Raw genomic sequence first — 22,828 nt, 5'->3', positions numbered from 1 at the left:
ATCAGGCCGCCTGTGGCTGACTGCCGTGGATCGCGGAGGCGAGCCGCAGCAACAGGACGATCGAGACGTTGCCCTTGCCGGCCTCGATCTGGGCGATATAGCGCTCGGAGATCCCGGAGCGGCGCGCCAGCTCGCGGCGCGAGAGGTCGCAGCGTATGCGCGAGGACCGCAAGCGATCGCCCAGCTCGGTCAGAAACGCCGCCTCGGAATAAGGCGGTACGGCACAGCTCCCCGGCAGCACTTCGCCCGCAAAATCCATGACTTGATTCAGCATTGGTCTATCCACGTTCGCCTTCGGGAAATGCCATTCTACGCTCGAAACGCCCTGCCTCATTGACGCGGATCAAATTCGCGAGCGATCGGCGGCTGCCGTGGAACGGCCGCGAGCGTGATGCTATGCTTTAAAATCCTTCGAGGCGGGGTTTTGCGGGACATGATGCGTTGTTGGAGCCGCTGGATCGCGGCTGCGGTGCTGTGGGTTGCGTTCACCTCCATCGCCGGTGCCGAGACGCTGGCCGCCACCGTCGAGCAATGGGGCTTGCTCGGCTCATGGGCGGTCGACTGCAAGGCTCGTCCCGACCGAGACAAGGGTGCGCTCTTGACTTACGAAATCAGGAAAGACGGCCGGGTGATGTACCGCCGCAATTTCGGCGAGGCCAAAGACGAGAACGAGGTGGTGTCGGCCACGGTCAATGCCGAGGGCCTGCTCAACGTGATGGTGTTCTTCCCCTCGCTGCGTCAGACGCGCGAGTTTGGACTGCTCTTGCAGAAGGACGGCAGCCTGCGCGCGATCTACAACCGCAGCGAGCGCGGCGAGTACACGATCAGGGACGGCAAATACGTCGCGACAGGCGCGCCGACCCCAGTGCAGCAACGCTGCGATTGACGACCTGAACAGCCATTCAGAAATCTCCCGCAGTTCCTCCGGAACGTTCGCGTAAATCTGCGGTTTAGATGTGCATTCGATTGGAGGAGGACATATGAAGAAGCTTGGTTATGTGGCTGCAGCTCTCGGTGCGCTCGTGATCGCAGCGCCGACGCTGGCAAGCGCAGAGACGGTGGTGATCAAGCGCGGTCATCATCACGGCCCGTACGGCGCCCGCGCGGAATACCACATGCATCATGATCGCGGCTGGCATCGCGGCTGGCACCATCGTGGCGACAGGGTCGTCGTGATCAAGCGCAGCCACCGCCACCACCACTGGGACTAATGCGCAACGCAACTCGGAAATGGCCCCTCACGGGGCCATTTCCATTGCCTGAGCGATCGAGCTAATCCCACGCCGGCGCAAAGGCAGGATTGACGCAGCGCGTGTCCTTCGCCAGCACGGCGATCTTCTTGCGGTCGGCATCGTCGAGCGCGATCTTCAGCGCGTCGAGATTGGCCTTTTGGCTCTCGCGGCGCGAGGCCTTCGGGATCGCGGCGACGCCGTCCTGGTCGAGCAGCCATTTCAGCGCGACCTGCGCGGCGGTTGCGTCGTGCCTCGCGCCGATCTCGGCCAGCACCGGATCCGAGGCGATGCGCCCCTGCGCCAGCGGACAATAGGCGACGAGCGGGATCGACCTGGCCCGGAGATAGGCCAGCACCTTCGATTGATCGAGCATGGCGTGATATTCGACCTGGTTGCAGGCAATCGGCGCCTTGATGTCCTCGACCGCGACCTTGAGCAGCGCCGTGGTGAAATTGGCAACACCGATGGCGCGCGTGCGCCCCTCCTCCTTGAGCCTCATCAGGGTCTCGAACACCGCACCCCAGTTGGCGGACTTCGACGGCCAGTGCACGAGATAGAGATCGACATGGTCGAGCCTGAGCTTCTTCAGGCTGGCATCGAAGGCACGCCGGATCGCGTCGGGGGCGAGGTTCTCGTGCCAGACTTTTGTGGTGACGTGCAGCTGGCCGCGCGGCACCCGGGACGAGGCGATGGCCGAGCCGATCGGCTCCTCATTGGCATACATCTCGGCAGTATCGATGTGGCGATAGCCGATCGACAGCGCGCTCTCGACCGCAGCACGGCAGGCATCGCCCTGCATGCGGAAGGTACCGAGGCCGAGCTTGGGCAGGCTGATGCCCTGTGTTTTCAGATGGTCCATGAAACAGCTCCTGACGTAACTCACCCCACCAGACACGCGACGAGGCCGCGCGACGGATATTTCGGTGATGGAAAAGAAGTGGCGGGAGCCCTGACTCTAGCGCGGGAGGCGCGAGGCGGCCAATCAAGATCGGGTCAAGAGCGATTGGGTCGATTGTCGCCACAGACAGGGGTGCCCTCTTCCGCACGCGGGAGAGCCGAAAGAGCGAGCCGCCGGTCACGAATGCTGCGCCACCATAGCCGGTCGTGCCTGTGGCTGCGGCACGATGTCGACCGACCAGAGGTCGCGATTGTCGACGTCTTTCAGGGTCACCCTCATCACGCCGGTTGCACCATCGATGTCGACCCTGCCGAAGAATTGCAAGCCGAAGCACGGCGCCAGATTCTCGCCCTGCGCTGCGCTGCAGCCACGCTGGTACATCGCGACCGGGCCGAACGTGTCGTCGAGCTCGCCGGCTCCCCAGCTGCCCGCATGCAGCGGGCCGGAGACGAACTCCCAGAACGGCTCGAAATCCTGGAATTGCGCCTTGCTCGGATCGTAGTAGTGCGCGGCGGTGTAGTGCATGTCGGCAGTGAGCCAGACGATGTTGCGGATGCCGGCGCGCTTGATGGAAGCGAGCAGATCGGCGATTTCGTGCTCGCGCCGGTCAGGCGGCCCGTCGCCGAGTGCGACGGCATCCAGGCTGATCAGGCCGATCGGCAGATCGGCCGCGATCACCTTCCAGGTCGCGCGGGAGGCGGCGAGCTCCCGCTTCAGCCAGGCGAGCTGCTCGGCGCCCAGGATCCAGCCGCGGCGATCATCACCCTTGTTCCAGGTTTCATCGCGGTAGCTGCGCATGTCGATCATGAAGACGTCCAGCAGCGGGCCGTAGGCGATCTTGCGATAGACGCGTCCTTTGCGCGCGCCGACGTCGCGGATCGGCATGAAATCGAAGAAGGCGCGGCGGGCGCGCGCGACCAGGCGCGGCGTGCCGTCGTCCTCGTAACCGGCCTCGTCATGGCTCCCGACCGGTGACCAGTCGTTGGTGACCTCGTGATCGTCCCATTGCGCGAACATCGGGACCTCGGCGTGGAAGGCGCTGAAGTGCTGGTCGAGGTGGTTGTATTTGTAGTTGCCGCGGAACTGCGCCAGCGTGTGCGCGACTTCCGATTTTTCCTCAGTCACGACATTGCGCCAGGTCTCGCCGTTCGGCAGTTTCAGCTCGGATGGAATCGGGCAGTCGGCATAGATGTGATCGCCGCAATGGATGAAGAAATCCGGACGGCCATCGAGCATGGTCCGATAGCTGCGATAGCCGCCGCGCGAGACGTCGATGCCCCAGCCCTGCCCCGCGGTGTCGCCCGACCACAGGAACGAGATCGACTGGCCCGCGACCGGAGCGGTGCGGAAATGGCCGATGCGGCTTTCGCCGGCGGCACCGGCGGCAATGTCGTCGAAGCGCACCCGGTAAAAGATGTCCTGCCCGGGAGGCAAATCGTTCAGCAGCAGTTTTGAGGTGAGATCGGCGTCGGGCAGCGCATCGCCGCAGGCTGACGCGATGATCGTCCTGAAGCTCTCGACGGTCGAGTATTCCACCTGCATCCGCGCGGGCCGGTCGGCGCGCGCCCAGATCACGGCCGAGCCGTCGGAGACATCGCCGGACTGGATGCCGCCTGCGATCTGCGGGCGGTCAGCGGCGCGGCTGATGGAGGGCGTCGCAAGCGAGGCAATGGCGAGGCTGGAGGCGGAGCGGACCAGGAACTGCCGCCGGGTCCATGCGCGCGCAGCGCGGGGCGATGCCATTCAGGAAACCTTCGAATCACGACGGAAGGTGCCTGCGCTCCTTGACTTCCAGCTTACGGTTTCTTGACTCGGCGCCTACGGTTTTGCGACGCGGGGATGACGACTTTGGCCTCGACTAGCGCTTCCAGTTGCAGATACCGCCGGAGCGACATGGCCAGGTCTGGATGCGGGTGTCCATCGCCTGCGCGTCGAGCGGATTGCCGTGGCGGCGCGCAAGCTTCGCGCGGGCTGCGCCGCGCGCCTGCGCGCTCCTGGCGTGCGTGGTCTTCGGCTCGGACACACGGACGCGTTCGGCGGCAACCTTCTTCGGCACGTCGATGGGCGCAACGCGAGCCTGCGCCTCGTTGCCGCCGCGCGCTTCGAGTGCAACCGGCGCGAACTGCGTCTCCGGACCGAGCCGCTTCGGCGACAGCACGGCCTTGGAGAGATCGAGGCCCAGATATTCGTCAGGCTTGTAGTCATCGGCGCGCGCAATGCCGCCCCCTGCGACGACGAGGGCAAGACCAATTGCGAAGGGAACGCTTTTCAGGACCACGGACGCCTCCTGAAATCGATTTAGCAAAGGGGTAATTTACCCCTATTTAGGAGGCGTCACGCGCAATTCCAGCGGTCAAATGCCGCCGTGGTTAAGAAGTTTGACGGTGTCAGGCGACCTTCCGCGTCGCCGCGGTCCCGTCCAGGAACCCCATCAGGCGGCTGCGAATGATGGTCTCCGCCTCGCCCATGATGCGATCAATGAGTTCCTTGCAGGATGGGATGTCGTGGATCAGGCCTGCGACCATGCCGCAGCTCCAGGCACCGGCGTCCATCTGCCCATCGAGCATGATCCTGGGATAGACGCCCGCGACCTGGTCGTGGATGTCGTCGATCGTGAGCTTGTCGCCCTTCTCGCGCTCGATCTCGAGCAGACGATCGACATTGGCGTTCTTCAGGACGCGCTCGGTGTTGCGCAGGCTCCGCATGATCAGGCGGGTGTCGAGCTCGGTCGCCGCGACGAGCGCGTTCTTCACGTTCTGATGCACCGGCGCTTCCTTGGTGGCGATGAAGCGCGTGCCCATGTTCATGCCCGCCGCGCCCAGCGACAGCGCCGCGACCAGGCTGCGTCCGTCGGCCATGCCGCCGGAGGCCACGAACGGGATCTTCAACTCTTCCGCCGCACGCGGCAGCAGGATCATGTTGGGGATGTCGTCCTCGCCGGGATGTCCGCCGCATTCAAAACCGTCGACGCTGACGGCGTCGCAGCCGATCCGCTCCGCCTTCAGCGAATGACGCACCGAGGTGCATTTGTGGATGACCTTGATGCCGGCCGCCTTCAGCGCCGGCATGTAGGCTTCCGGGCTGCGGCCCGCGGTCTCCACCGCCTTGATGCCGCCTTCGACGATGGCGGCGATGTATTCGGGATAGGGCGGCGCCGAGAACGTCGGCAGGAAGGTGAGGTTGACGCCGAACGGCTTGTCGGTCATGTCGCGGCAGCGCGCGATCTCCTTTGCGAGCAATTCCGGCGTCTTCTGCGTGAGACCGGTGATGATGCCGAGCCCGCCGGCGTTGGAGACGGCAGCGGCCAGCTCGGCAAAGCCGACGAAATGCATGCCGCCCTGAATGATCGGGTGCTCGATGCCGAACAGTTCGGTGATCGCGGTCTTCACTTAGTTCTCCTCCCGGAATTTTGCATGGCGTTGGAATCAGTCTAACCGCAGCTGCGTGCCGCGGTCACCATTTCTCTCCGAACGGGCGGATCTCCATCTCGAAGGTCCAGGCGCTCTTCGGCTGCTGGTAAAGCTGCCAGTAAGCGTTCGCGACCGACGACGGCGGCATCAGGAGGTCGGGATTATCGAGTGCATTCGGCCCGAGCGCCTCGAGCCGGCGCTGGCGGACCCATTCGGTGTCGACGCCGGAATCGATGATGAGATGGGCGACGTGGATGTTCTTCGGCCCGAGCTCGCGCGCCATCGCCTGCGCCACGGCGCGCAGGCCGAACTTGGCGCTGGCAAAGGCGGCAAAGCCGCTGCCGCCGCGCAAGCTTGCCGTCGCACCCGTGAAGAAGATGTTGCCGCCGCCGCGCGGCAGCATCAGCCGCGCCGCTTCGCGGCCCGCGAGAAAGCCGGAATAGCAGGCCATCTCCCAGACCTTCCGGAAGACGCGCTCGGTGGTGTCGAGGATCGGGAAATTGACGTTGGCGCCGACGTTGAAGATGCAGACTTCGAGCGGCGCATGCTTGTCGGCGTCGTTGAGGAAGGAGATCACTTCTTCCTCCTGGCGCGCATCGAGCGAGCGCGCGTGGATGTCGCCGCCGGCAGCTTCGATATCTTGCACCAGCGGCGCGAGCTTGTCGCCATTGCGGCGGCCGGCATAGATCGAGAAACCTTCGGCGGCAAACTTCCTGGCGATCTCCGAGCCGATGAAATCTCCGGCGCCGATCACGGCGGCTGTCGCATTTCGCTTGGGCAAGGTCGCCTCCTCCGCTGATGGCCTGATTGAGGAAAGGCTATAGTTCTAAAATAGAACTGTCAAACACCCAGCCTGAATGCTACGCTGAAACTGAAATTGCCCTGATCGTTCAAGTCAGTTCCTTTTTCTGACTGACTGAGCCGGAGACCGGATCATGAAATGGGAGACGCTGGACGAGGAGACCTGCTCACTCTCCCGCACGGTCGCGGTGGTGGGCGATCGCTGGACACTGCTGATCCTGCGCGACTGCTTCCTGCGCGTGCGCCGGTTCGAGGCATTCCAGTCGTCGCTCCAGATCACGCGGCACCTGCTCTCGGAGCGGCTGAAGAAGCTGGTCCGCTTCGGCATCCTGCGCCGCGTGCCCTACTCCGAGGCGCCCAAACGCTACGAATATATCCTCACGCAGAAGGGGCTCGACCTCTATCCGATCATCATGGCAATGGTGCATTGGGGCGACACCCACATGGGGGACGAGCGCGGCCGCCCGCTGCTGCACGAGCACAAGATTTGCGGCAAGCTGTTCGATCCCGTGATGGTGTGCTCGGAATGCGGCGAGCCGCTACATGCCAGGCAGGTGCATGTGCATCCGGGACCGGGAAGGAAGGAAGCCGTGGGGAGGGGCCTCAATGCCCCCGCGTCGGCGCGCCCAGCTTGATCGGGCGCAGCACGGCTGCCGTCGGGATCATCAGTAATGCGATGATGGCGAGCGTCCAGAACACGTCGATATAGGCGAGGAAATCGACCTGCTGCTGCACGGTGCGGCCGACCCAGGCAACTGCCTGTGCCGCCGCATCGCTCGCATTCGAGCCTTGCGCCTGGAAATAGCGCGTCATGACGTCGATGGTCTGCTGGTAGCCGAGATCGGACGGCGCGGCGTGCTCGATCAGGCGGCTCTGGTGGAATTGCTGGCGCTGCGCCAATACGGTTTGCGCCAGCGCCACGCCCATCGATCCCCCGATGTTGCGGGCGACGTTGATCAGCGCGGAGGCCTGGTTGGTCTTGTCGGGCGGCACGCCGTCATAGGACGCGGTCGTGACGGGCAGGAACAGGAACGGCAGACCGAGCGCCAGGAAGATGCGCGACAGCGCCGCATAACCATAAGTGATGTCGCCGGTGAGCCCGGTGAGATGCCACATCGAGAACGCAACGATCGCCGCGCCGAACATGATGAGATATTTCGGCTGTACCGTGCTGACGAGACGACCGACCACGGGCATCAGCACAAGGGTCGCTATGCCGCCGGGGGATAGCGCGAGACCTGCCAGCAGCGCCGTGTAGTTCAGCTCGGTCTGGAGCAGTTGCGGCAGGAGCTGCGTGGTCGAGATCAGCACGGCACCGGTGGCAAGCATCACCATGAAGCAGGCGGCAAACTGGCGGCCGCCGAGGAGCCGCAAATCGACGATCGGATCCTCGCGCGTCAGCTCCCACGGGATCAGCGCAACCAGGGAGGCAGCCGCAAACACCGCGAAAAAGACGATCATGTTCGATCCGAACCAGTCGTTGCGCTGCCCTTCGTCGAGCACGAATTCGAGCGAGCCGAGACCGATCGCGACGAGCATGAAGCCGATATAGTCGACCCGAAGCCCCTTGCTCAGCAGCCTCTCCCTTTCCTCTTCCGCTCCCGACGGTTCCTTGACCAGCGTGCCGACAAGGAACAGCGAGAGCAGCCCCATCGGCACGTTGATCAGAAACACCCAGTGCCAGGTGTAGGTGTCGGTGATCCAGCCACCAAGCGTCGGGCCGATCACCGGCGCCACCACGACGGCAACGCCGTAGATCGCAAACGCCTGGCCGCGCTTGTGCGGCGGAAACGAGTCCGCAAGGATCGCCTGCTCGCTGGTCGCCATGCCGCCACCGCCGAGCCCCTGAAGGATGCGGAACAGCACCAGCGACTCCAGATTCCATGCAAACCCGCAGAGCAGCGAGGCGAAGGTGAAGGTCGCGACGCAGATCATGTAAAAGCGCTTGCGGCCGATCACGGTCGACAACCAGCCCGAGATGGACAGCACGATGGCGTTGGCGACGAGATAGCTGGTGATGACGTAGGTGCTTTCGTCGATACCGACGGCGAGGCTGCCGGCGATGTGACGCAACGCGACATTTGCGATGGTGGTGTCGAGCACCTCCATGAAGGTCGCGATCGAAACGACGAAGGCAATCAAATAGGGATTGTGCCCGCCTGCCGCCGAGCGCTCCGGCGACCAGCCGCCGGCCGAGGCGCCGCCTTCCACGGCGTCCGTCATCGCACCCTGGTCCAGGGCACGACCGACATGCCGGGACCGACAGGCAAATCCGCCGGCCAATTGTCGACCACGATCTTCACCGGCACGCGCTGCACCACCTTGACGTAATTGCCGGTGGCATTCTCGGCCGGCAGCAGGCTAAACGCGGTACCGGAGCCCGGCTGCACGGAATCGACATGGCCGGTCAGCCTGAGGCCCGGATAGGCGTCGATGCGTATCTCCACCGGCTGGCCGGGCCGCATGTCCCTGAGCTGGGTCTCCTTGTAGTTGGCGACGACCCAGACCTCGTCGGGCACGAACATCATCAGGCTCTGCCCCGCGGTGACGAAGGTGCCCTTGGCGCCCGATAGCTTGACGACGCGACCGGACTGGACGGCGACGACGCTGGTGTACTGCAAGTTCAGTTTGGCTCGGTCGAGTTGCGCCTGCGACCGATCGAGCTGGGCCTTGGCCCCTTCGAGTTGCGCCTGGAGCGTCTTGATGCCGAGTTGCGCCGCCATCACCGCAGTCTTGGCGCGCTCGGTATTGGCCTGCTGCGCCTGGAGATCGGACCGGGTCTGCTGCTCGCGCTGCACGGTGCCAGCGCCCTTCTCGACCAACTCCTCTGCGCGCTTGAACTCCTCCTGCGAGAACCGGAGCCGAGCCTGCGCCTGTTCGAGCTGCGCCTCGGCCTCCTTGATCTGCTCCTGCTGCGAGACGATCTGCGCCTCGACATTGTCAATATTGGCCTTCGAGACCGCGACTTGGGCCGTGGCCTCATCGACGGCGATGCGATAATCGCGCTCGTCGATCTTGGCGAGGAGATCGCCGACATTGACGTGCTGGTTGTCGGTGACCGGGATGTCCGTCACGTAGCCACCGACCTTCGAGGCCACGGAGAAGCTGCGCGCGGCCACGAAGGCATCGTCGGTGGACTCGTAGTGGCGCACCTCCAGCCAGTAGAGCAGACCGCCGATGAGGGCTGCGGTCAGCGCAACGGCACCGACGGTTGCGAGCAGCCAATGCTCGCGAAGCCGTTCGCGCAACGATGGTGTCTTCGCCGGCTTCGGATCGCGGGCGTTGCGGGTCTGGTCAGGCGACGCGCTGGGAGCTTCCTTCGCCCTCTGCGGCTGCTCGGCGGACGGATCGCGCTCCCGGGTTTGAGCATCCACGGCGATCACCTTTCTCGGCACTGAACCGACGCTGGAGCGGTCAAGGCGAGTTCACGCGCCGCGAGCCAAACTGCAACGTCAGAACATGGTTCCGGCTTCGGGAGCATCGCTGTCATTCCCGAATGCACTGTTCAAAAGAGCGCGACACCCTTCGTGCCGCGCTCATTTCGATTTTTCGCCGTCCGTTCAGTGCGTTTTGGTCTCTTGCCACTTTTCGAGGTCGGGCTTTGCCTCGTGCGGCTTCTGCTCCTTCTCCGGATTGCCCTTCCAGGGCTTGTTCGTCTGAGCGTGCGATCCCCAGTCATTCTGATGCCTGGGATCGTCGGTGGGCCGTTCCTTGCTCATCCGGTTCTCCTTTCCACGAAGCGCCTCAGGCGAAGGGAACGCCGTAATAGGCATTGACGCCGCGCATCGCGGCATCATCGTCCCAGTTCCAGTCGCTGCGTTCGCCGTATTTCGGCGCGCCTTCCAGCGCCTTGGCGGTGATGCCGGTGACGTAGCCGCCGAGATCGGTATCGTATTTCAGCGACTGCCACGGCAACGGATAGTGGTCGTTGCCGAGACCGAGGAAGCCTCCGAAGCCGAGCACGGCGTAGGACACCTTGCCGCTGACCTTGTCGATCATCACGCGTTCGATCGAACCGATCCGGCTGCGATCGGCGCCATAGACCGATGTTCCCTCGACCTTGTCGCTGCCGATCAGCCGGCCCGTCTCGGTTCGATCCAGTTCACCTTGATTCAGCATATCAATTCTCCAATCAGCCGATGCGCGGATCAACTTGCGTGAACGGGCGTTCGTTCCAGAAGGCCCCCGCGACCAAACGGGAACATCGCGGGGAAGACGATGTTTTCAACGTCTCGCATGAAGAACGGGAATGAGGTGAACCATGAGCGATTTTCGAGACATCCAGCATGGCGTCAACGATCCCGTCGATGGCGTCGATGTGAAGTATCAGATCAGCAGCAACCAGACGCCGCACGAGCGCGCGCAGCGCCACGCCGATGTGCGCGCCGAACCGTCCGCCTCGCCAGCCGAGCCGTTCCTGCCAGAGCGGTTGCGCCGCAAGCCCACTGATCCGATCAATCCGCGCACCGGACGCCACCCGACGGATTAGGAACCTCGGCCCCGAGAACGGGTTGGCGCAAGGAGGTGCGCGGCGAGCGGCTGCGCAATCATTCCAGAGGACCGGACCATGAAACGTGCTGTCATCGCATTCGCCTGCGTGCTTCTTGCAGGCCCCGCACTCGCCCAATCGCTGGGCGAGAAGACCGGCGTCAATTCGGCGCTCGGCGTTGCGCCGACCACTGCCGACTTCGTCAAGGAGGTCGCCATCAGCGACATGTTCGAGATCGAGTCGAGCAAGCTGGCCGCGCAGAAAGGCAGCGCACAGGAGAAGAAATTCGCTCAGCAGATGGTGACCGATCACACCAAGACCAGCGGCGAACTGAAGAGCCTGGTGGGCGACGGCAAGGTTCAGGCAACCTTGCCGACGGCGCTCGACAGCTCGCACCAGAGCAAGCTCGACAAGCTCAAAAACGCCTCGGGCAAGGACTTCAGCTCGGACTACAATTCTTACCAGGTGAGCGCCCATGAGGATGCCGTCTCGCTGTTCGAGCGCTATGCCAAGGGCGGCGACAATTCCGCGCTGAAAGACTGGGCCGGCAAGACGCTGCCGACGCTGAAGCACCACCTCGACATGGCCAAGGAGCTCGGCAAGGCGCCGAGCATCGGACAGTCGAAGTAAATATCCTTCGAGGACGCCGCCCCCGCCGGCGTCCTCGCATTGGCAACGATGCGCCTCTCCACCGGTTGAGACTGCAAGGTCGCGGAGACCGCTCATGGCGCATCAAGGCAATCATGGCGCATGAAGGCAAGACCTCAATATCCCGCCGGCACATCGTGCGCGCGGCGAGCGCAACGCTTGCCGCGGCTTCGCTGGCGACCTCGACACCGAAAGGAAATACTGACATGGCCGAGCAGAACCTCGTCGATCCCGTCACCCGCTATCCGAAGCCGCCGTTCAGGAAGCAGTCGCAGCCTTGGCCGGGCCTCGCCGGCAAGATGGAGCCGCGCCCGGATCATGGCGAAACCAGCTACAAGGGCTCGGGACGCCTCGCCGGGCGCAAGGCGCTGATCACCGGCGGCGATTCAGGCATGGGTCGGGCCGCCGCGATCGCCTATGCGCGCGAGGGTGCCGACGTCGCCATCAATTATGTCCCGAACGAGGAGCCCGACGCGCAAGAGGTGATTGCGCTGATCAAAAAGGAAGGACGCACCGGGCTCGCCATTCCCGGCGACCTCCGCGACGAGAACTTCTGCAAGCAACTGGTCGAGCAGGCCCGGCAAGGGCTCGGAGGTCTCGACATCGTGGTCTGCAACGCCGCGCGGCAACAGAGCCGCGAGTCGATCCTCGACGTCTCCTCGGAGGATTTCGACGCGACCATGAAGACGAATATCTATGCCCCGTTCTGGATCATCAAGGCGGCGTTGCCGCATCTGAAGCCCGGCGCGTGCATCATCGGCACGACGTCCGAGCAGGCGTACGACCCGTCTCCGGAACTCTACGACTATGCGCAGACCAAGGCGGCGACGATGAATTACGTCAAGTCGCTCGCCAAGCAGTTCGGCCCGAAAGGCATCCGCGTCAACGGCGTGGCACCGGGGCCGATCTGGACGCCGCTTCAGGTCTCCGGTGGCGCCTCGATGGAAAAGTTGGAGAAGTTCGGCGGCATGACGCCGCTCGAGCGTCCAGGTCAGCCCGCCGAGCTTGCCTCGATCTATGTGCAGCTTGCGGCGGCCGATGCCAGCTATGCGACCGGGCAGGTGTATGGCTCTTCCGGTGGATCGGGACAGCCGTAGCGCACCGCGCTCAGGAACTCCGCGGGCTTCCGGGCTTTGGACATCTTTCATGGAGAAACCTTCGCCGGTCGCGAATCGATGGCGCCTTTAACAGTCAAACCGACACGGATCGATACGGTGATCGCCGGCGAGATCGCAGCCCACACGAGGTCCGGGCTCGAGGATGCCGCGGAAGCGATGACCTGGGGGGCCGACGAGTATGTGCTCCTCTCTCTCGCCGCAGCAGGCTGGCTTTATGTCCGGCTACGCCAGCCAGCGAAGCAGCCGATCGCCAATCACATCCTGGCGGCTTCATTGGCAACGGCGGTGATACCGCATCTTCTCAAATCGGTGTTCGACCAGACCAGGCCCGACCGGCTGACAATTGTCGGCCATCGGCATGGTGTTCCCCTCTCTGGCAAGCCGCGCGATGCCTTTCCGTTCGGCCATGCCGTTCACATGGGCGCGCTGGCGTCCGCGGCCGGCCTGCTGCCGCCGGCGCGACGCCGCGCGGTGCGCGCGATTGCGGTCGCGCTGTCGCTGACACGTGTTGCGCTGCTCGCACATTGGGCCAGCGACGTCGCCGCGGGCTTCGCACTCGGCGCGGCGGTCGAACGATTGCTTCGACCGTGGACATTGACCGGACCACGCCGCGAGCGCGCAAAGTCACGGGCTGCGCGATGACCGAATATGTCCTGCGGTTCATCGCCGGCGGCGTCATCGTTTCGATGTTTTCGATCCTCGGCGACATGCTCAGGCCCAAAAGCTTCGCCGGTCTCCTGGGCGCGGCGCCTTCGGTCGCACTCGCCACGCTGGGGATCGTCGTCATCCAGCACGGCCCCGCCTATGCAGCAGCCGAAAGTTGGACCATGATCTACGGTGCCGTTGCGCTCGCCTGCTACAGCGTGGTCGTCTGTCACTTGCTGATGAGGTTTTACCTCGCGGCCCTTCCCGCCACGATCATTGCTCTCGTCGTGTGGCTTGCTGTTGCCTTCGGCTTGCTTGCAGGCCTGGGAGGCGCCGCCTGATGCTGATCAAGCTGTCGTCATCCGCTCTGAAGCAGACACGCTGGTACGAGTACGGCGTACGCTTCCTGCTCGGCGGGGGAGCGACGGTTTTCGCAGGGCTTGTCGGTGCACGCCTCGGCACCTCGACCGGCGGGCTCTTCCTTGCTCTCCCCGCCATCTTCTGCGCCAGCGCAACGCTCATCGAAAGCCACGCGCGCCGCACCAAGGAGAAAGCCGGCTTCAGCGGACGAAGACGCGGCCGGCAGGCCGCAGCGCTGGACGCTGCGGGGGCCGGCCTTGGAAGCATCGGTCTTGCCGCGTTCGCCGTTACTTTCTACGCCCTGGTTTCGATGAGCGTCATCGGCGCATTCGCCGCCGCAATTCTGGTCTGGACCACCATCTCGGTATCGGCGTGGTGGCTGAGGCGGACGCTTCGCATCACCTCCCGCCGCATCCGGCCCGCACGCGGCGAACGATCAGCGAAGGACCGCGGCCTCTTCACGTAGCATCAGGAAGCCATACATCTCGGCAGCGGTCTGAAGCTGATCGAGCCGGGCAAGAACGGAGTTCCGCTCCTCGCCATCCGGCAGGCCGGTAAGCTCATTCTCAAGCCGCAGCCTCTGCGCATCGAGACGTTGTTCGAATGTGTGTGGCTCAGATCGTCTTCGCATCTTCCGTCCTCGGTGGCTGCAGGCCCGGGCTGTTGGCCCAGCGTTCGACCTGTTCGATGACCTTCTGGTGGCTTGGCCGCACCGGCCCGGGCGCCTCGGGCTCTTCGGAAAGCTTCCGGGGTAACCTGACTTCGTCCGTCATGGCCTCTCTCCCTTTCGGAAAGAATGCGCCAAGGCAGAATCTGTTTCAATATAACTTATTGATTTTACTGAATTTTTTTACTCATTTGACGACTTTGTCGACTCTGGCGGAACTCTTGCCAAATTGGTTCGTTGAGTAAACTACTCAATCTACTCAATTTGCGTGATCGCCATGAACGACCTTCGCGCCGAGCGCCTTCAGGTCATGCTCTCACCAGAAGAATTGGCCACCATTGACAATTTCCGGTTCAAACACCGAATGCCGACGCGGGCGGCAGCAGTCCGCGAACTCCTCAAGTTCGGACTCGCCGCTGCGGGCGTCGACGCAGCCGCCGGCGTGAAGTCGAGCAGCTTCGGCGTTTTCGGCCGCGGACCTGATGGACATACTCAGAGGGATCCGGAGAGCGACACCGAGAGCTGACCCACAGGAGTCCCGCCCACAAGCAAACGGCCCTGGCACAGTGCGTGCCAGGGCCGTGTCGCTGGAGATTGCTTCCAGCGCGGGGGCATGACAACCGGAAGCAGTCCGTCGACTCTTCGCGCGGGAATTCGTTCCTCGTGAGAACTAGCCCGTCGCATCGCTCGAGCCGTCCGGCATGGCGCCGGAGCCTGGCGTCTTGCTATTGTCGTTCAGCTTGGGATCGCGCGTCGCTTCACGCGAGGGCGAACCTTTCCAATCCGTCTTGTGCACGGACTGTGCACGCTTCTTGTCTCGCGGCTGCTCCTCCGCGCGCTTGTCCTTGACGATACCTTGGTCGGAATGGGCCATCATGGGCTCTCGCTTCTCGTGAAGTCTCGGAGCGCTTACGCACTGCCGCGTCGAATGTTCCGGTGCAGTTGCTAGCTGCGCACCGCGTGGGCGGCGGCAGATGCGTTTTCAAGATGTACCTGCCGCACCGTCGTCACCGTCGCGAACGCCACCGAGACGCCGAAGGCGAGAATGAGGGAAAGAAGAGCCAGACGTGGAGCCATCGCCAAAACCTCCTTCTGAAACTGGAAATCGACGCGATCGACGATTCCCGGATCATCCCAGATCAGTCGCTTGCCTTCCGTGAGCGGTCTCACGCGCAGATTCACGAGGACGAGGGGCTCACTCGCTTCGCTTTTGCGCAGCGTGGACCGCGACGGGCGGGATTTCGCCATCGAGCCAATCCTGCTCGTTGGCGAGCGCCGTCCAGGCGTCGGCCATACGCGAATAGCGCTTGTGGGCGGGTTGTCCGTTGGCGCGCTCGGCAAGCTGAAGACAATTGTCGGCGTTATCCCTGAAGATGTCAGACTGCTTCATGCGGAGGACGTGGGGACGGAACCTCCGCGTCGCAAGCCGCTTACCGGATCGTAATAATCGGGGAACTTCGCACGCCGTCCGTCATTGATATCGATGCGAGTTCTTGCCGCGATCATCCTGGCATTCATCAACACCGCGGCGCTTGCCGACAGTGCCGGCGAGCGAAGCCTTGGCGAACGGCCACCCACTGCGATCGAGGTTATCAGCGGCGCCTACAACTTCAGCCGATTTCAACAGGGGCTTCTTGAGAACACCGACCTCAAGGGCAATGCGGAGGTCAAGAACCTCGCCGCCCTGCGCGCAGAGGAAGCGGCCAAGCGCGACAAGAGTCTGAAAGAGGTGCAGGAGGCAATTGGCGCGGAGCCACGCGCCGGCAAGGCCTCATCCTCGACCGCGAGCCTCGTCGCGCCCGAAATGTCGGATGGTCCGACCTACGTCAGAAGCTTCTATGCCGCGCAGATTCCCGAGTATGAATCGATCATCGGACTTCTCGAGCGCTATCTGAAGGCGCCCGACAACGCTGCGCTCGCAGCGTTCGCGCGCGAACAGCTCCCGATGTTGCGCTCACAGGTCAGGGACGCGGAGCGTACCATGGCGGACAAATAGCCGTCAGGCTCGGTGCTCCGTTCCGAAGGATGGATGCCGGGATGGACGTGCAGGCAGCGGGCCGGCGACGGCATTTTCCTTCTGATGGCATGGAACCGATTGGGCGGATCATCGTTGTTTCGGCCGGGCTGAGCAAAGCGGGTTCCATTTCCTCGCGCCGCACCTTGGCGCTTGATTTCGAATTTGGCTGACGCTCTATTTCATTTCGACCAAACGCGTCGTGCCGCGGATTCGGCCGACGCCTGCGGGGGAATTAGTATGAGCGACCTCGATCCCGGAACTGCATCACGCTCCGGTCGTCGCGTCCCAAAGCCAAAAACCAACGGTGCGTCGGAGCCGGATTCCCGGGCGGAACTTCTGCTCGCCTTGCAGGCGATGCGCAGCGGTGACTTTTCGGTGCGCATGAGCGGCGACTATCTCGGCATCGACGGCAAGATCGCCGACACTCTCAACGAAATAATCGCCGCCAACCAGCGCATGGCGCAGCAGCTCGAGCTGGTCGGCCAGGTGGTGGGGCGCGAAGGCAAGACCCGCCAGCGTGTGAAGTTCGGCCTCGCCTCAGGCTCATGGGCCGACATGGAAGGTTCCGTCAACACGCTGATCGACGACCTGCTGTGGCCGACGCGCGAGGTGACGCGCGCGGTCGCCGCCGTCGCACAAGGTGACCTGCTGCAGACCGTCAAGCTCGACGTCGATGGCCGCCCCCTCGGCGGCGAGTTCTTGCAGTCGGCGAACATCGTCAACACCATGATCAAGCAGCTGGGCGTGTTCACCTCCGAGGTCACGCGCGTGGCACGCGAGGTCGGCACCGAAGGCAAGCTCGGCGGACAGGCCCAGGTGCCTGAGGTGACCGGCGTCTGGAAGGACTTGACCGAGAGCGTCAACTCGATGGCGAACAACCTGACCAACCAGGTTCGCAACATCGCGGAGGTGACGATCGCGGTCGCCAACGGTGACCTCTCCAAGAAGATCACGGTGGACGTCCGCGGCGAGATCCTCCAGCTCAAGGAAGCCATCAATACGATGGTGGACCAGCTCCGCTCCTTCGCTTCCGAAGTGACGCGCGTGGCTCGCGAGGTCGGCACCGACGGTAAGCTCGGCGGCCAGGCGATCGTGCCGGGCGTGGCCGGCACCTGGAAGGACCTGACCGACTCCGTCAACGCCATGTGCGGCAACCTGACTGCACAGGTGCGCAACATCGCCAACGTCACCACCGCCGTGGCGCGCGGCGACCTCTCGCGCAAGATCACGGTGGACGTGCGCGGCGAGATCCTGGAGCTGAAGGACACCATCAACACCATGGTGGACCAGCTCAACTCGTTCGCTTCGGAAGTGACGCGCGTGGCGCGCGAGGTCGGCACCGAGGGCAAGCTCGGCGGCCAGGCTCAGGTGCCCGGTGTGGCCGGCACCTGGAAGGACCTCACCGACAACGTCAACTTCATGGCCTCGAACCTGACCGCGCAGGTTCGCAACATCGCCGACGTCGCAAGCGCCATCGCGAGCGGCGACCTGTCGAAGAAGATCACGGTGAACGTATCCGGCGAGATCCTTCAGCTGAAGGAGACGCTCAACACCATGGTCGACCAGCTCAACGCCTTCGCCGGCGAAGTCACGCGCGTGGCGCGCGAGGTCGGCACCGACGGGCGGCTCGGCGGCCAGGCCAACGTGCTCGGCGTCGCCGGCACCTGGAAGGACCTGACCGAGAGCGTCAACTCGATGGCCTCGAACCTGACCGCGCAGGTCCGCAACATCGCCGAGGTGACGACGGCGGTCGCCGGCGGCGACCTGTCGAAGAAGATCACCGTGGACGTGCGCGGCGAAATCCTGGAGCTGAAGGACACCATCAACACCATGGTGGACCAGCTCAACGCCTTCGCCGGCGAAGTCACGCGCGTGGCGCGCGAGGTCGGCACCGAAGGCAAGCTCGGCGGCCAGGCCGTGGTGCGCGGCGTCGGCGGCACCTGGAAGGACCTCACCGACAGCGTCAACTCGATGGCTTCGAACCTCACCGGCCAGGTCCGTAACATCGCCGAGGTCGCGACCGCGGTGGCGAAGGGCGATCTGTCGAAGAAGATCACCGTGAACGTGTCGGGCGAAATCCTTCAGCTGAAGGAAACGCTCAACACCATGGTGGACCAGCTCAACGCCTTCGCCGGCGAAGTGACGCGCGTGGCGCGCGAGGTCGGCACCGACGGCAAGCTCGGCGGCCAGGCCGGTGTGCCCGGCGTCGCCGGCACCTGGAAGGACTTGACCGACTCCGTGAACTCGATGGCGGGCAACCTCACCGCCCAGGTCCGCAACATCGCCGAAGTGGCAACCGCGATCGCCGGCGGCGACCTGTCGCGCAAGATCACCGTGGACGTACGCGGCGAGATCCTTCAGCTCAAGGACACGCTGAACACGATGGTCGACCAGCTGAACCGCTTCGCTGGCGAGGTGACGCGCGTGGCGCGCGAGGTCGGCACCGAAGGCCGCCTGGGCGGTCAGGCCAACGTGCCCGGCGTCGCCGGCACCTGGAAGGACCTGACCGACAGCGTGAACTCGATGGCGGGCAACCTCACCGCCCAGGTCCGCAACATCGCCGAGGTGACCACGGCCGTCGCGCGCGGCGACCTCTCCCGCAAGATCACCGTCGACGTGAAGGGCGAAATCCTCGAGCTCAAGAACACCATCAACACCATGGTGGACCAGCTCAACGGCTTCGCCGGCGAAGTCACGCGCGTGGCGCGCGAAGTCGGCACCGAAGGCAAGCTGGGCGGCCAGGCCGAAGTGCCCGGCGTCGCCGGCACCTGGAAGGACCTCACCGACAACGTCAATTTCATGGCCTCGAACCTGACGGCCCAGGTCCGCAACATCGCCGAGGTCGCGACCGCCATCGCCGGCGGCGACCTCTCGAAGAAGATCACGGTGGACGTGCGCGGCGAGATCCTTCTCCTGAAGGACACGCTGAACACCATGGTCGAGCAGCTCCGCTCCTTCGCCGCCGAAGTGACGCGCGTGGCGCGCGAGGTCGGCACCGAAGGTCGGCTCGGCGGTCAGGCCGTCGTGCCCGGCGTCGGCGGCACCTGGAAGGATCTCACCGACAACGTCAACCTCTTGGCTGCGAACCTCACCACGCAGGTCCGCAACATCGCCGAAGTGACCACCGCCGTCGCGCGCGGCGACTTGTCGCGCAAGATCACCGTCGACGTGAAGGGCGAAATCCTCGAGCTCAAGAACACCATCAACACCATGGTGGACCAGCTCAACGCCTTCGCCGGCGAAGTGACGCGCGTGGCGCGCGAGGTCGGCACCGAAGGCAAGCTGGGCGGCCAGGCGCAGGTGCCCGGCGTCGCCGGCACCTGGAAGGATCTCACCGACACGGTGAACCTGATGGCTGCGAACCTGACCGAGCAGGTGCGCGGCATCGTCAAGGTGGTGACCGCGGTGGCCAACGGCGATCTCAAGCAGAACTTGACGATGAAATCGCGCGGCGAGGTCGCCGCTCTCGCCGACACCATCAACAACATGACCGAGACGCTCGCGACCTTCGCCGATCAGGTGACGTCGGTGGCGCGCGAGGTCGGCGTCGAGGGCCGGCTCGGCGGCCAGGCCAACGTGCCCGGCGCCGCCGGCACCTGGAAGGATCTCACCGGCAACGTCAACCTTCTGGCCGCCAACCTCACCTCGCAGGTGCGAGCGATCGCCGAGGTCGCCACCGCCGTGACCAAGGGCGACCTGACGCGGTCGATCCAGGTCGACGCCCGCGGCGAAGTCGCCGAGCTGAAGGACAACATCAACACGATGATCACGAACCTCCGTCTCACGACGGACGTGAACACCGAGCAGGACTGGCTGAAGACCAACCTCGCCAAATTCACCAACATGCTCCAGGGCCAGCGCGACCTCACCACCGTCGGCCGGCTTCTGCTCACCGAACTGTCGCCGCTGGTGAACGCCCATACCGGCGTGATCTACCAGGTCGAGAACGAGGACAATTCCCAGCTGCTGCTGCTGGCGTCCTACGCCAGCGACGGCATCTATCCCTATCAGCGCGTACTCCAGTTCGGCGAAGGTCTGATCGGCCAGTGCGCCATCGACAAGCGGCCGCGCCTGGTCGCGGATATTCCCACCGAAGTGGTGCCGATCAATTCGGCGCTGTTCCGCGTCGCCCCGAAGAACCTCGTGGTGCTGCCGGTGCTGTTCGAAGCTCAGGTCAAGGCCGTGATCGAGCTCGCTTCGCTCACCTCCTTCACGACGTCGCAAATGACATTCCTCGAGCAGCTCACCGACTCCATCGGCATCGTCCTCAACTCGATCGAGGCGACGATGCAGACCGAAGGCCTGCTCAAGCAGTCGCAGCAGCTCGCCGGCGAGTTGCAGACCCAGCAGCGCGAATTGCAGCAGACCAACGACCAGCTCGAACAGAAGGCGCAGCAGCTCGCCGAGCGCAACGTCGAGGTGGAACGCAAGAACCAGGAGATCGAGCAGGCCCGCCGCGCGCTCGAGGAGAAGGCGACCGAGCTTGCGCTGACCTCGAAATACAAGTCCGAATTCCTTGCCAATATGAGCCACGAGCTGCGAACGCCGCTGAATTCGATCCTGATCCTGGGACAGCAGCTCACCGACAACCCGGACGGCAACCTCTCGGCCAAGCAGGTCGAATTCGCCCGCACCATCCACGGCGCCGGCACCGACCTGCTCAATCTCATCAGCGACATTCTCGATCTCTCCAAGATCGAGTCCGGCACGGTGACGGTCGACGCCGAGGAAATCCTGACCGCGAACCTGCTCGAGACCGTCGGCCGGCCGTTCCGGCACGAGGCGGACAACCGTAACCTGTCGTTCAAGATCGACGTCGATCCAAATCTGCCACGCAGCATCGTCACCGACTCCAAGCGCCTGCAACAGGTCCTGAAGAACCTGCTCTCCAACGCCTTCAAGTTCACCGCCGAAGGCGAAGTGCGCCTGAAGGTCGCCGGCGCGATCGGCGGCTGGGGGACGGACCACCCGGTGCTGAACTCCGCGCCGGCCGTGATCGCGTTCGAGGTGTCCGATACCGGCATCGGCATTCCCCTGGAGAAGCAGAAGCTGATCTTCGAGGCGTTCCAGCAGGCCGACGCCGGCACCAGCCGGAAATACGGGGGCACCGGACTTGGACTCGCGATCAGCCGCGAGCTCGCAAGCCTGCTCGGAGGCGAGATCCATCTGCGCAGCGCGCCGGGCAAGGGCTCGTCCTTCACGCTCTATCTGCCCTTGAAATATTCCGGCCCGACGCTCGCGCCGCGGGCCGCGCCGGCGCCGCAGCAATACAGCCAGCCGCCTGCGCTGCAGCCGGCCGCGCCCGAGCAGCAGCGCGTCATCGAGCAGCTTCCCGACGACCGGTTGAACCTGGAGCCCGGCGACAGCATCCTCCTGATCGTCGAGGACGACCCGCATTACGCGCGTGTGCTGGTCGACCTCGCGCGCGACAAGGGCTTCAAGGTCCTGGTCGCCGCGCGGGGCGCGGAGGCGCTGGAGCTCGCCAAGCAGTACCAGCCGAGGGCGGTCTCGCTCGACGTGTTCCTGCCCGACATGCTCGGCTGGACCGTGCTGAGCCAGCTCAAGCACAATCCGTTGACCCGCCACATCCCCGTGCAGATCATCACACTCGATGAGGACCGCCAGCATGCGCTGGCGCGTGGCGCCTTCTCGTTCGTCAACAAGCCGACGACGACCGAAGGCGTCTCGGCCGCGCTGACGCAGATCAAGGAATATGCGCGACCGCGACGCAAGCGGCTCTTGATCGTCGAGGACAACGAAGCCGAGCAGCTTTCGATCCGCGAGCTGCTGCACCACGACGACATCGAGATCGTGATCACGGCCACCGGCGCGGAGGCACTTTCGACGCTGCGCGAGCAACCGTGTGATTGCGTGGTGCTCGACCTGCGGCTGCCCGACATGAGCGGCTTCGAGGTGCTGGACCAGATCCGCAACGACGAGGGACTGTCGAGCATTCCGGTCGTGGTCTTCACCGGCCGCGAGCTTTCGGCGGAGGAGGACGCGGAACTCCACACCATGGCGCGCAGCATCGTTGTCAAGGGCGTGGAATCGCCAGAACGCCTGCTCGACGAGACCGCGCTGTTCCTGCACCGCGTGATCACGGAACTGCCGATCGAGAAGCAGCGCATGCTGGAGAAGCTGAACAGTTCCGACGAGGACTTGATCGGCAAGACCGCCCTGCTCGTCGACGACGACGCCCGCAACATCTTCGCCCTGTCGAGCGTGCTGGAACGACGCGGCATGAAAGTGCTGACGGCGACGACCGGCAGCGAAGCGGTGACGCTGGCCGAATCCAATCCGGAGATCGCGATCGTGCTGATGGACATCATGATGCCGCAGATGGATGGCTATCAGACCATCGGCGTGATCCGCGAGAACCCGGCCTTCGCTCGTCTCCCGATCATCGCGCTGACCGCCAAGGCGATGAAGGGCGACAGGGAGAAATGCCTCGAAGCCGGCGCGTCCGATTACCTCGCCAAGCCTGTCAACACCGACCAATTGCTGCTTGCGATCCGCATGTGGCTGCATCGCTGAGTTGGGCCC

At 64.2% G+C, this 22,828-nt stretch carries 27 protein-coding genes; 13 read left to right on the top strand and 14 right to left on the bottom strand.

The features are described 5' to 3' along the window. Position 1 precedes the first annotated feature (1 nt). A complete protein-coding gene (locus XH87_RS02505) occupies positions 2–274 on the bottom strand; it encodes a helix-turn-helix domain-containing protein (protein ID WP_271525863.1) in 273 nt (90 codons plus the stop codon). 159 nt (positions 275–433) lie between these two features. Here XH87_RS02505 and XH87_RS02500 point away from each other — a divergent pair, with 159 nt between their 5' ends. Both XH87_RS02500 and XH87_RS02495 read left to right on the top strand, forming a co-directional pair. After that, positions 434–886 (top strand): hypothetical protein, encoded by a 453-nt coding sequence (locus tag XH87_RS02500; RefSeq protein ID WP_271586044.1) that lies wholly within the window; start codon positions 434–436, stop codon positions 884–886. Positions 887–980: 94 nt separating this feature from the next. After that, the gene (locus XH87_RS02495) at positions 981–1,211 is read left to right on the top strand and encodes a hypothetical protein (protein ID WP_035710896.1); all 231 of its coding nucleotides are present in this window, start codon (positions 981–983) and stop codon (positions 1,209–1,211) included. A gap of 61 nt (positions 1,212–1,272) precedes the next feature. Here XH87_RS02495 and XH87_RS02490 read toward each other — a convergent pair whose 3' ends face one another. The 5 genes from XH87_RS02490 to XH87_RS02470 form a co-directional block, all read right to left on the bottom strand. Next, on the bottom strand, positions 1,273–2,091 hold the full coding sequence (locus XH87_RS02490; protein ID WP_271586043.1) for an aldo/keto reductase: 819 nt from the start codon (positions 2,089–2,091) through the stop codon (positions 1,273–1,275). Between the two features lie 216 nt (positions 2,092–2,307). Continuing rightward, positions 2,308–3,873, bottom strand: a complete 1,566-nt coding sequence (locus XH87_RS02485) for an alkaline phosphatase D family protein (protein ID WP_271586042.1) — start codon at positions 3,871–3,873, stop codon at positions 2,308–2,310. Between the two features lie 115 nt (positions 3,874–3,988). Then, a complete protein-coding gene (locus XH87_RS02480) occupies positions 3,989–4,408 on the bottom strand; it encodes a hypothetical protein (RefSeq protein WP_271586041.1) in 420 nt (139 codons plus the stop codon). Positions 4,409–4,517: 109 nt separating this feature from the next. Further along, a complete protein-coding gene (locus XH87_RS02475) occupies positions 4,518–5,519 on the bottom strand; it encodes an NAD(P)H-dependent flavin oxidoreductase (protein WP_271586040.1) in 1,002 nt (333 codons plus the stop codon). A gap of 64 nt (positions 5,520–5,583) precedes the next feature. Beyond that, on the bottom strand, positions 5,584–6,321 hold the full coding sequence (locus XH87_RS02470; RefSeq protein ID WP_271586039.1) for an SDR family oxidoreductase: 738 nt from the start codon (positions 6,319–6,321) through the stop codon (positions 5,584–5,586). Positions 6,322–6,475: 154 nt separating this feature from the next. Here XH87_RS02470 and XH87_RS02465 point away from each other — a divergent pair, with 154 nt between their 5' ends. Next, positions 6,476–6,976: a winged helix-turn-helix transcriptional regulator gene (locus tag XH87_RS02465; protein WP_271586038.1), complete on the top strand. Its 501-nt coding sequence runs from the start codon at positions 6,476–6,478 to the stop codon at positions 6,974–6,976. On the opposite strand, the gene XH87_RS02460 is transcribed toward XH87_RS02465, so the two are convergent. The 4 genes from XH87_RS02460 to XH87_RS02445 all read right to left on the bottom strand — a co-directional run bounded on the left by XH87_RS02460 (position 6,945) and on the right by XH87_RS02445 (position 10,460). Continuing rightward, on the bottom strand, positions 6,945–8,564 hold the full coding sequence (locus XH87_RS02460; RefSeq protein WP_035710872.1) for a DHA2 family efflux MFS transporter permease subunit: 1,620 nt from the start codon (positions 8,562–8,564) through the stop codon (positions 6,945–6,947). The genes XH87_RS02465 and XH87_RS02460 overlap by 32 nt on opposite strands. Next, positions 8,561–9,715, bottom strand: coding sequence for an HlyD family secretion protein (locus XH87_RS02455; protein ID WP_271586037.1), 1,155 nt, complete (start codon positions 9,713–9,715; stop codon positions 8,561–8,563). Before XH87_RS02455 ends, XH87_RS02460 begins: the two co-directional genes overlap by 4 nt. A 186-nt stretch (positions 9,716–9,901) precedes the next feature. Continuing rightward, the gene (locus XH87_RS02450) at positions 9,902–10,060 is read right to left on the bottom strand and encodes a hypothetical protein (protein ID WP_193374154.1); all 159 of its coding nucleotides are present in this window, start codon (positions 10,058–10,060) and stop codon (positions 9,902–9,904) included. 25 nt (positions 10,061–10,085) lie between these two features. Further along, positions 10,086–10,460 carry a PRC-barrel domain-containing protein gene (locus XH87_RS02445; protein ID WP_035710868.1) on the bottom strand — a complete coding sequence of 125 codons (375 nt, stop codon included), beginning with the start codon at positions 10,458–10,460 and terminating at the stop codon, positions 10,086–10,088. Between the two features lie 142 nt (positions 10,461–10,602). Here XH87_RS02445 and XH87_RS02440 point away from each other — a divergent pair, with 142 nt between their 5' ends. From XH87_RS02440 to XH87_RS02415, 6 genes are all read left to right on the top strand, one after another. Next, on the top strand, positions 10,603–10,830 hold the full coding sequence (locus XH87_RS02440; RefSeq protein ID WP_035710864.1) for a hypothetical protein: 228 nt from the start codon (positions 10,603–10,605) through the stop codon (positions 10,828–10,830). A gap of 78 nt (positions 10,831–10,908) precedes the next feature. Beyond that, positions 10,909–11,460: a DUF4142 domain-containing protein gene (locus XH87_RS02435; protein ID WP_271586036.1), complete on the top strand. Its 552-nt coding sequence runs from the start codon at positions 10,909–10,911 to the stop codon at positions 11,458–11,460. Between the two features lie 224 nt (positions 11,461–11,684). Further along, positions 11,685–12,575 carry an SDR family oxidoreductase gene (locus XH87_RS02430; RefSeq protein ID WP_271586035.1) on the top strand — a complete coding sequence of 297 codons (891 nt, stop codon included), beginning with the start codon at positions 11,685–11,687 and terminating at the stop codon, positions 12,573–12,575. 78 nt (positions 12,576–12,653) lie between these two features. Further along, positions 12,654–13,238, top strand: coding sequence for a phosphatase PAP2 family protein (locus XH87_RS02425; protein ID WP_271586034.1), 585 nt, complete (start codon positions 12,654–12,656; stop codon positions 13,236–13,238). After that, positions 13,235–13,582: a DUF3147 family protein gene (locus XH87_RS02420; protein ID WP_035710859.1), complete on the top strand. Its 348-nt coding sequence runs from the start codon at positions 13,235–13,237 to the stop codon at positions 13,580–13,582. The genes XH87_RS02425 and XH87_RS02420 overlap by 4 nt, the downstream gene beginning before the upstream one ends. Continuing rightward, positions 13,582–14,067, top strand: a complete 486-nt coding sequence (locus XH87_RS02415; protein WP_271586033.1) for a hypothetical protein — start codon at positions 13,582–13,584, stop codon at positions 14,065–14,067. Before XH87_RS02420 ends, XH87_RS02415 begins: the two co-directional genes overlap by 1 nt. A gap of 148 nt (positions 14,068–14,215) precedes the next feature. Here XH87_RS02415 and XH87_RS02410 read toward each other — a convergent pair whose 3' ends face one another. Beyond that, a complete protein-coding gene (locus XH87_RS02410) occupies positions 14,216–14,374 on the bottom strand; it encodes a hypothetical protein (protein ID WP_193374152.1) in 159 nt (52 codons plus the stop codon). Positions 14,375–14,545: 171 nt separating this feature from the next. On the opposite strand from XH87_RS02410, the gene XH87_RS02405 reads away from it, so the two are divergent. Continuing rightward, positions 14,546–14,794, top strand: coding sequence for a hypothetical protein (locus XH87_RS02405; protein ID WP_271586032.1), 249 nt, complete (start codon positions 14,546–14,548; stop codon positions 14,792–14,794). A 144-nt stretch (positions 14,795–14,938) separates the two neighbouring features. Here the strand turns inward: XH87_RS02405 and XH87_RS02400 are convergent, their stop codons facing one another. The 3 genes from XH87_RS02400 to XH87_RS02390 all read right to left on the bottom strand — a co-directional run bounded on the left by XH87_RS02400 (position 14,939) and on the right by XH87_RS02390 (position 15,658). After that, positions 14,939–15,142 (bottom strand): hypothetical protein, encoded by a 204-nt coding sequence (locus tag XH87_RS02400; protein WP_158667589.1) that lies wholly within the window; start codon positions 15,140–15,142, stop codon positions 14,939–14,941. A 71-nt stretch (positions 15,143–15,213) separates the two neighbouring features. Then, on the bottom strand, positions 15,214–15,516 hold the full coding sequence (locus XH87_RS02395) for a hypothetical protein (protein WP_271586031.1): 303 nt from the start codon (positions 15,514–15,516) through the stop codon (positions 15,214–15,216). Continuing rightward, complete coding sequence (locus XH87_RS02390; RefSeq protein WP_271586030.1) at positions 15,464–15,658, bottom strand: hypothetical protein; 195 nt, start codon at positions 15,656–15,658, stop codon at positions 15,464–15,466. The genes XH87_RS02395 and XH87_RS02390 overlap by 53 nt, the downstream gene beginning before the upstream one ends. Before the next feature lie 93 nt (positions 15,659–15,751). Here XH87_RS02390 and XH87_RS02385 point away from each other — a divergent pair, with 93 nt between their 5' ends. The 3 genes from XH87_RS02385 to XH87_RS02375 all read left to right on the top strand — a co-directional run bounded on the left by XH87_RS02385 (position 15,752) and on the right by XH87_RS02375 (position 22,819). Beyond that, positions 15,752–16,264: a DUF4142 domain-containing protein gene (locus XH87_RS02385; RefSeq protein WP_271586029.1), complete on the top strand. Its 513-nt coding sequence runs from the start codon at positions 15,752–15,754 to the stop codon at positions 16,262–16,264. Between the two features lie 41 nt (positions 16,265–16,305). Next, positions 16,306–16,455, top strand: coding sequence for a hypothetical protein (locus XH87_RS02380; protein ID WP_157461051.1), 150 nt, complete (start codon positions 16,306–16,308; stop codon positions 16,453–16,455). Positions 16,456–16,522: 67 nt separating this feature from the next. After that, positions 16,523–22,819, top strand: coding sequence for a HAMP domain-containing protein (locus tag XH87_RS02375; protein ID WP_271586028.1), 6,297 nt, complete (start codon positions 16,523–16,525; stop codon positions 22,817–22,819). The last annotated feature ends 9 nt before the right edge of the window (positions 22,820–22,828 follow it).

It is taken from the genome of Bradyrhizobium sp. CCBAU 53415 (genome assembly GCF_028128735.1).
GTDB lineage: Bacteria > Pseudomonadota > Alphaproteobacteria > Rhizobiales > Xanthobacteraceae > Bradyrhizobium.
The sequence above is the reverse complement of the archived record's forward strand: the minus strand, read 5'-3'. Positions and strand labels throughout refer to the sequence as shown.